The sequence below is a fragment of the Allobosea vaviloviae genome, assembly GCF_001298265.1.
In the GTDB taxonomy this organism is placed as follows: domain Bacteria; phylum Pseudomonadota; class Alphaproteobacteria; order Rhizobiales; family Beijerinckiaceae; genus Allobosea; species Allobosea vaviloviae_B.
The window spans coordinates 1-6,610 of record NZ_LGSZ01000065.1 but is presented as its reverse complement, the minus strand read 5'-3'; the positions used below and the strand labels follow the sequence as shown (position 1 = coordinate 6,610).

Annotated in this window: 3 protein-coding genes and 2 pseudogenes; 2 read left to right on the top strand and 3 right to left on the bottom strand. The window is 66.1% G+C overall.

Translation table 11 applies throughout. The annotated features are described in order from the left end of the window. Positions 1–65 precede the first annotated feature (65 nt). Both AE618_RS23080 and AE618_RS23075 read right to left on the bottom strand, forming a co-directional pair. A complete protein-coding gene (locus AE618_RS23080; protein WP_054211427.1) occupies positions 66–1,046 on the bottom strand; it encodes a TRAP transporter substrate-binding protein in 981 nt (326 codons plus the stop codon). Positions 1,047–1,119: 73 nt separating this feature from the next. Further along, on the bottom strand, positions 1,120–2,823 hold the full coding sequence (locus AE618_RS23075; protein ID WP_197280870.1) for a glycoside hydrolase family 2 protein: 1,704 nt from the start codon (positions 2,821–2,823) through the stop codon (positions 1,120–1,122). Positions 2,824–3,071: 248 nt separating this feature from the next. Between AE618_RS23075 and AE618_RS23070 the strand changes: the two genes are divergently transcribed. Continuing rightward, on the top strand, positions 3,072–4,178 hold the full coding sequence (locus AE618_RS23070; protein ID WP_248310989.1) for a LacI family DNA-binding transcriptional regulator: 1,107 nt from the start codon (positions 3,072–3,074) through the stop codon (positions 4,176–4,178). Between the two features lie 656 nt (positions 4,179–4,834). Here the strand turns inward: AE618_RS23070 and AE618_RS23060 are convergent. Next, positions 4,835–5,593: pseudogene (locus tag AE618_RS23060) on the bottom strand (helix-turn-helix domain-containing protein). Between the two features lie 109 nt (positions 5,594–5,702). Here AE618_RS23060 and AE618_RS23055 point away from each other — a divergent pair. After that, positions 5,703–6,467: pseudogene (locus tag AE618_RS23055) on the top strand (IS110 family transposase); the annotation flags it as partial. Between the last annotated feature and the right edge of the window lie 143 nt (positions 6,468–6,610).

The window sequence follows — 6,610 nt, the reverse complement described above, 5'->3', positions numbered from 1 at the left end:
TCGTGTATAAGAGACAGCCCCCGTCCAAACATCGAGTGGGAAAGGGGCTTCTGTCGCGCCTCGCCTTACTGCAGCGCCTGGATCTTCTCGGTCAGAGCGGCGACGACAGGGGTCGCCTTGAGGTCGTCATACATCGGCTGCACCACCTTGCGGAACGCAGGCTTGTCGGCTTCGACGAAGGTCACGCCCATCTTCACCGCGTCGCCCTCGGCCTTGTCGAGTTCCTTCTGCCAGTTCTCGTTATGCGCCTTGGAGGAATCGAGCGCCGCCTGGCGGACCAGTTCCTGCTCGGCGGGCTTCAGCCGGCCGAAGGTCACGCCAGAGGCCAGGACGACGTCCGGAACGCGCGTATGCTCGTTACGGGAATAGAACTTCATCACCTCGCCATGCTTGGCCAGCGTCAGCGCGGTGACGTTGTTCTCGGCGCCGTCGACGACGCCCGACTGCAGCGCGGTGTAGAGTTCGCCCCAAGCGAGAGGGGTGGCGGCCGCGCCGAGCAGGTTGACCATGCGGGTAGTGATCGGACCCGGCTGCACGCGGATCTTCAGGCCCCTCAGGTCGTCGGGGGTCCTGATCGCCTTCTTGGCGTAGAAACTGCGGGTTCCATTGTCCTGATAGGAAAGCCCGAGCAGCGACTTGGCCTTGCCCGCTTCGAGAATCTCGCGGCCGATCGGACCATCGACGACCTTGAAGAAATGCGCCTTGTCACGGAACAGGAAGGGCGTGTCGAAGACGCCGAAGGCGGGCTCGAACGCTGCCAGCGGCGAGGCGTTGGCGTGGGCGAAGTCGAGCGCGCCGGCCTGGAGCTGCTCCAGCAATTCGCGCTGCTGGCCGAGCTGGCCGGCCGGGAAGACCTTGATCTCGATCTCGCCCTTGGAGCGCTCGGAAACGAGCTTGGCGAACAGCTCGAGCGAGACGTCGACCGGGTGGCCCTTGGCCAGACCGTGGCCGAGGCGCATTGTCGTCTTAGCCTGCGCCAACGGCGCAAAGCCGAGCGCGGCGGCTGCGGCCAGGCCGGCCATCATGATGATGCGGCGTTTCGTCATCTTGGGTTCCTCCTCGGTGGTTTCGCCATCTCTCGTGGCTGTGGTCGTCTGTCGTCGAAGCGTGACGCGAAGCTTACGTTTCGCCCTGCCGCTGCGCCAGTTCGGCATAACGCGCCGACAACGTCGCGAAGGCCTTCTTCCGCGTCGTCTTGTCGGCCGCGATCAGGCCCTTGAGATTGTAGCCTCGCTGCAGCCCCGTCTGCCGGCGCTCGGTCCTGAAATCATAAAGAACCCAGGGGCAGAAACCGCGCACATAGGGCGCGCTTTCGACGAGATCGAGCTGCCGGTCGTAGAGCTGCGACTGGTGGGTCTCGCCGAACAGTTCGCCCGGGGCGCCGTCATGCCCTGCAACCGCGTCCGCGCCGGTCTCGGTGATGATCAGCGGCTTGTCGAGATCGGAATTGGCGAAGAGGCGCCTGAGACCGTCGAGCGACGGCTCGTACCAGCCGAAATACTCGTTGAGGCCGATGATATCGAGCGCGTCCGAGAGCCGGTCCTCGATGCGGAAATGCTCGCGGTTGATCAGGCAGGCGGCCGAGACCAGCCGCGTGGCGTCCATTTCGCGGCAGGAGGCGGCAAGCCCGCTCATGAAGGCGAGCCTCGCATCGGTGTCGGCGTTCTCGTTGCCGACGCCCCAGATGATGACGCTGGCGCGGTTGCGGTCGCGCCGGATCATCTCGCGCAGTTGGTTGTCGGCATCGCTGAAGGTGTCCGGGCTGGCGAAATCGATCGCCCAGTAGACCGGCACCTCCTGCCAGAGCAGCAGCCCCTCCTCGTCGGCGATCCGCGCCGCCATCTCGTGATGCGGATAATGCGACAGGCGCAGGAAATTGGCGTTGAGCGCCTTGGCGTCGGCAAAGCGTCGGCGGATGTCGGCCTCGCTGGTGACCTTGCCGAGCGCCTGATCGTCCTCATGCACGCAGATGCCGCGCAGGAAGATGTCCTCGCCATTGAGCAGGATGCGTTGACCGGCAACGGCGATCTCGCGGAAACCGACGCGGTCGCGCAGTTCGTCTTCGCGAAAGCGGACACCGACATCGTAGAGGCGCGGCCGCGCCGGGCTCCAGAGCTCCGGCGCCAGATCGATCTCGATGCGACCGAGGCCGGCGGTGACCGGCAGATCGAGCGGGGCCAGCCCCGCTATCTCCACCTCCGCGACGCCGTCGACGGCGTCCGACAGCGTCACATCGACCGCGACGCGCTTGCCCGCCGAACCCGGCACGAGCGCCGCACCGAAATCGCGGATGAAAACCGGCGGGAGGCGCAGCAGCCCGACCTCGCGGTAAATCCCGCCATAGTTGAACCAGTCGGTGTGGTTCATCGGCACCCGCTCGGGACGGCGGCGGTTGTCGACATGGATCTGGAGGCGGTTCTGGCCCTGCCTCAGATGCGGCCCGAGTTCGATGAAGAAGGGCGTCGAGCCGCCGCGATGACTGCCGACGAAGACGCCGTTGAGGAAGACGCGCGCCTCGTAATTCGCCGCGCCGATGCGCAGGAAGACGCGTTCGCCCGGCTGCCCCGACGCGAAGTCGAATGCGCGCGTGTACCAGGCGCCGCCCTCGAAATAGGTCCATTCGGGCCGGACCACGTTCCAGCAGGACGGCACCGCGGTCCTCTGCCAGTCGCCGTCGTCATAGTCGCGCGGAACGCGCCAGCCGGCGATCGGCCCGGGCTCATCCTCGTACCAGCGCTGGCGCAAGCCTTCGTCGTGCAGATCGAGCACGAAGTTCCAGTCGCCGTCGAGCGATTCGAGCGTGCGCCCGGCGACCGACAGCATGTCGCGCCAACCGACCCGGTCGACAGCGAACGGAGCTGCGTAGCTCTCGTCGTGGAGATGTTGAAATGGATCGTGCCCCGGCTGGAGTGCCGGTTCCGACCAACCGCCTGCTGGAATTCTCTCGACCTTGGCGTCCATCCCGGCTCGTTTTTCATTGCGAAGGAAAACGATTTCCCTAATGCTAGACAAATGCTGCGCTTCTGGCAACCATGCACTGCGGCAAGCGGCTGCAGGGAATCGGCGGGCGCGTGACCAAGCACGACAGAAGCAAGACGGCGCAGCCCCGCCCCGCCTCGATCGCGGCAGTGGCGCACCGTGCCGGCGTCTCGATCGCGACCGTCTCGCGCGTGATGAACGGCATCGAGAACAAGGCTTCGAGCGAGACGGCGAGCCGGGTGATGGCGGCGGTCGAAAGCCTCGGCTATCGCCCACAAAGCGTCGGCCGGGCGTTGCGCCAGCGCGAGAGCCGCATCGTCGGAGTGCTCGCCGCCAATCTCGGCAATCCGGCGATGGCGGCCGCGGCCGCCTCGATCGAACTCGCGCTACGCGACGCCGGCTTCGTGATGGCGCTGTGCGATACTCATGAGGACGCCGGGATCCAGGACGAGTATCTCGCTGAGATGGAGGCGCAGTTGGCGCGGGGCATCGTCCTGCTGGTCGCGGTGCCGAGTCCGAAGCTCGATGCGCTGCGCGCCGCCGGGCGGCCCCTGATCTTCGTCAACCGACGCGACCCCGGCGCCGAGGATTCCACCTTCGTCGGGATCGACGACCACGCGGCCGGCCGGGCCGTCGCAGAGCACTGGCTCGCGAAGGGCGAGACCGGCCCCTTTGGGCTGCTGCACGCCTCGCTTGCCTTCAGCGCCGGGCGGCATCGCGCCGCCGGCTATCTCGGCCGGCTCGCGGAGGCCGGCATCGACGAAGGCTCGATTGCGCACGCTACCGGGCCGGGCAGGCACCATCTCGAGATCGGCTATATCGGCATGGCGCGGCTGCTCGAAGCTACGCCGCGACCCCGCCGCATCCTGTGCCTCAGCGATCTCATCGCCTATGGTGTCTATCGCTGCCTGGTCGAGCGGGGTGTGAGCGTGCCCGGAGAGATCGAACTGTTTGGCTTCGACGACAACCCTTTGAACGCCTGGATCGCGCCCTGGCTCAGCGCTGTCAGAATTCCTTATGAGATATTCGGAACGGCGGTGGTGGCGTCGCTCGCGGCGCTCATCGACGAGGGACGCGCGACGACCGCCTTGCTCAACCACGAACTGGTCATCCGGGGCGGTTCACCGCGTGGGCCGGCTCGCGACGTGATGTCTCAGGCATCGCGAATCATACTGGAAACCAAATCCCCGGGAGCGTAAAAAATCACTGACACCCAGCGCTTGGCTATTGATGGCCAGCCTATCATCACCGGAGCGTAGCTACGCGCCGCGCGCGCTTCTCGGCCTCGATCAGCTTGGTCTCGCTGCGCGGTGCCGGCTTTCGGTGCCGACGATCCAGCTCATGGAGGGTAGCGAACGGGTGATCCAGAGCAACGTCGATTCCCTGATGAAGCTGGTCGGCGCGCTGGACGCAGCCGGAGTCGAGCTCATCGGAAAAGGCATGCCCAGCCAGGGCGGGGGGCGTGGCGTCCGGCTCACAGAGCCCACTCCCGGCGGCGCAGGACCCCGCTCCCGCAAGACGCCGCAGATGGCCAGGGCCAGGGCGTGACGCGGCGCCTACGACGCCTTTTGCGCCCAATACGGCATTACGCCGACGTGCAAGAATCGCTGCGTCGCGCACGAGAACGGTTCGGTCGAGAGCGCTCACGGTCACACGGGGCTGGTTTCGGCCACGACCTCTTGGCCAGGCCCGATGTCCTGGCAGCAGCCAAGGCCGACCTCGTGGCGCGAGGGGCGCTACCGCATACGTTTCGCCCTTGGCGCCCGACAAGAATCCGGAAATTCTGCCAGCCCTTAGCCACAAGGCGGCCGGAGATGACGCAGCAACGCCGCATGAAGCTTAGAGCGGAATCCCATCATGCTGCATCATATCCTGCAGCGGCGAAGTAATTTGCGCATTCTTCTGGTTTGAAGAGGTCTATCAGTTGGCCGATGGCGGACAGTGGTCTCGATCCTCGTACTCCCATACGGGCCCGCGGCACAGCCTCGCCGCATCAGAGGCCGGACACATGGCAGCACCCGATCACGCGAAGGACTATCCCAAGATTTTGCTTGCGCCCGACGGGGCGTCCACACATGGCCGTGGGGAACCGCGACCCTCAGCCGCTCGCCGCGGCGGCAGCGGCCATGGCGGCGGGCCATGTTGGTAGAGGCCCAGGTCTCGTCGATGAAGACGAGGCGGTGCGGGTCGAGATCGGGCTGGCTGTCGAACCACTCCTGCCTGCGCTTCAGGACGTCGGGCCGGTTCTGCTCCGCGGCATGAGCGGTCTTTTTTTGCGCGTGATCGCGTGCCGTTTGAAGAAGCGCTGGATTGTTCCGAAGCCGAAGGCCAGGCCCTGCTCGGCCAGGCTGCGCCTGATCTCCTCGATCGAGGCGTCCTTCTCCGGCCCGAGAGCAGCCATCACGACTTGCCTGTGCGCCTCGATCCGGCCCGAGCGCCTGTCGCCGCCCAGCGCTTTGGACCGGGCGTCGCCCTGCTCGCGCTCAAGATGGCGCCAGCGGCTGACGCTGGCTGCGCTCACGCCAAACCGCTCGCCGGCTTCGCGATGGGTCGCACCGGCCGCCAACGCCGCAAGAACACGAGCCCGAAGATCGATCGAAAGAGCCTTCGACATGCCCGCCGGCCTCCGATCCGGCAGACAGCTTGATGATGTGGACGCCCCCGCCCCACCGGCGGCGCTATGGTGCCGATCCGGGTGCCGAAGCAGCGAGAGGAGCGTTCGCATGACGATCAAGACGATTGGACTGGACCTGGCGAAGAGCGTTTTTCAGGCGCACGGCGTCGACGCGGACGGAGCGACGGTGCTGGTGAAGAAGCTGCATCGCAAGCAGATGCTGCCGTTCTTCTCGAAGCTTTCGCCTTGCCTGATCGGCGTGGAAGCGTGCGGAACAGCGCACCATTGGGCGCGAACGCTCTCAGCGATGGGGCATGAGGTTCGCCTGATCCCGCCATCCTACGTCAAGGCCTTCGTCGAGCGCGGGAAGAGCGACGCGATCGACGCAGAGGCGATCTGCGAAGCGGTCCAGCGGCGAACCATGCAGTTCGTGCCGGTGAAGACGGTCGATCAGCAAGGCATCCTCATGACGCATCGGGCCAGATCCCTGCTCGTTCGTCAGCGCACGCAGGCCGCCAACGCCTTGCGATCGCATCTGGCCGAACTGGGGCTCGTCGCCAATCTGGCAAGGCTCGCCGAGCAGGCGCTCGCTGGTCAGAATGTGCTTCCCTCCTTCGCCCGTGCGGCGCTGGAGATCATGCTTCGCCAGATCGTGGCGCTCGGCCAGGAGAGCGCGGAGCTCGACCGGCAGATCGCCGCCTGGCATGCCGAAAGCGAGGCGAGCAGGAGGCTCGCCGCCATCCCAGGCCTTGGCGTGATCACGGCGACCGCGGTCGCGGCCACCGTCACTGATCCCGATCAGTTCCGATCCGGCAGGCAGTTCGCGGCCTGGCTCGGCTTGACGCCACAGCAACAATCGACTGGCGGCAAGACCGTAACCGTCCGGTCTTGCCGCCTTGCGCGGTAGGCGGCATTTCCCGGACGGTATGACCTTAAGTCTCGCTTTAAGGTCATGGCGATGGTTCGGGCGGAGGTTCTGGGCGCGATCGAGCGGCGGCGGCGCTGGCACTCTGAGGA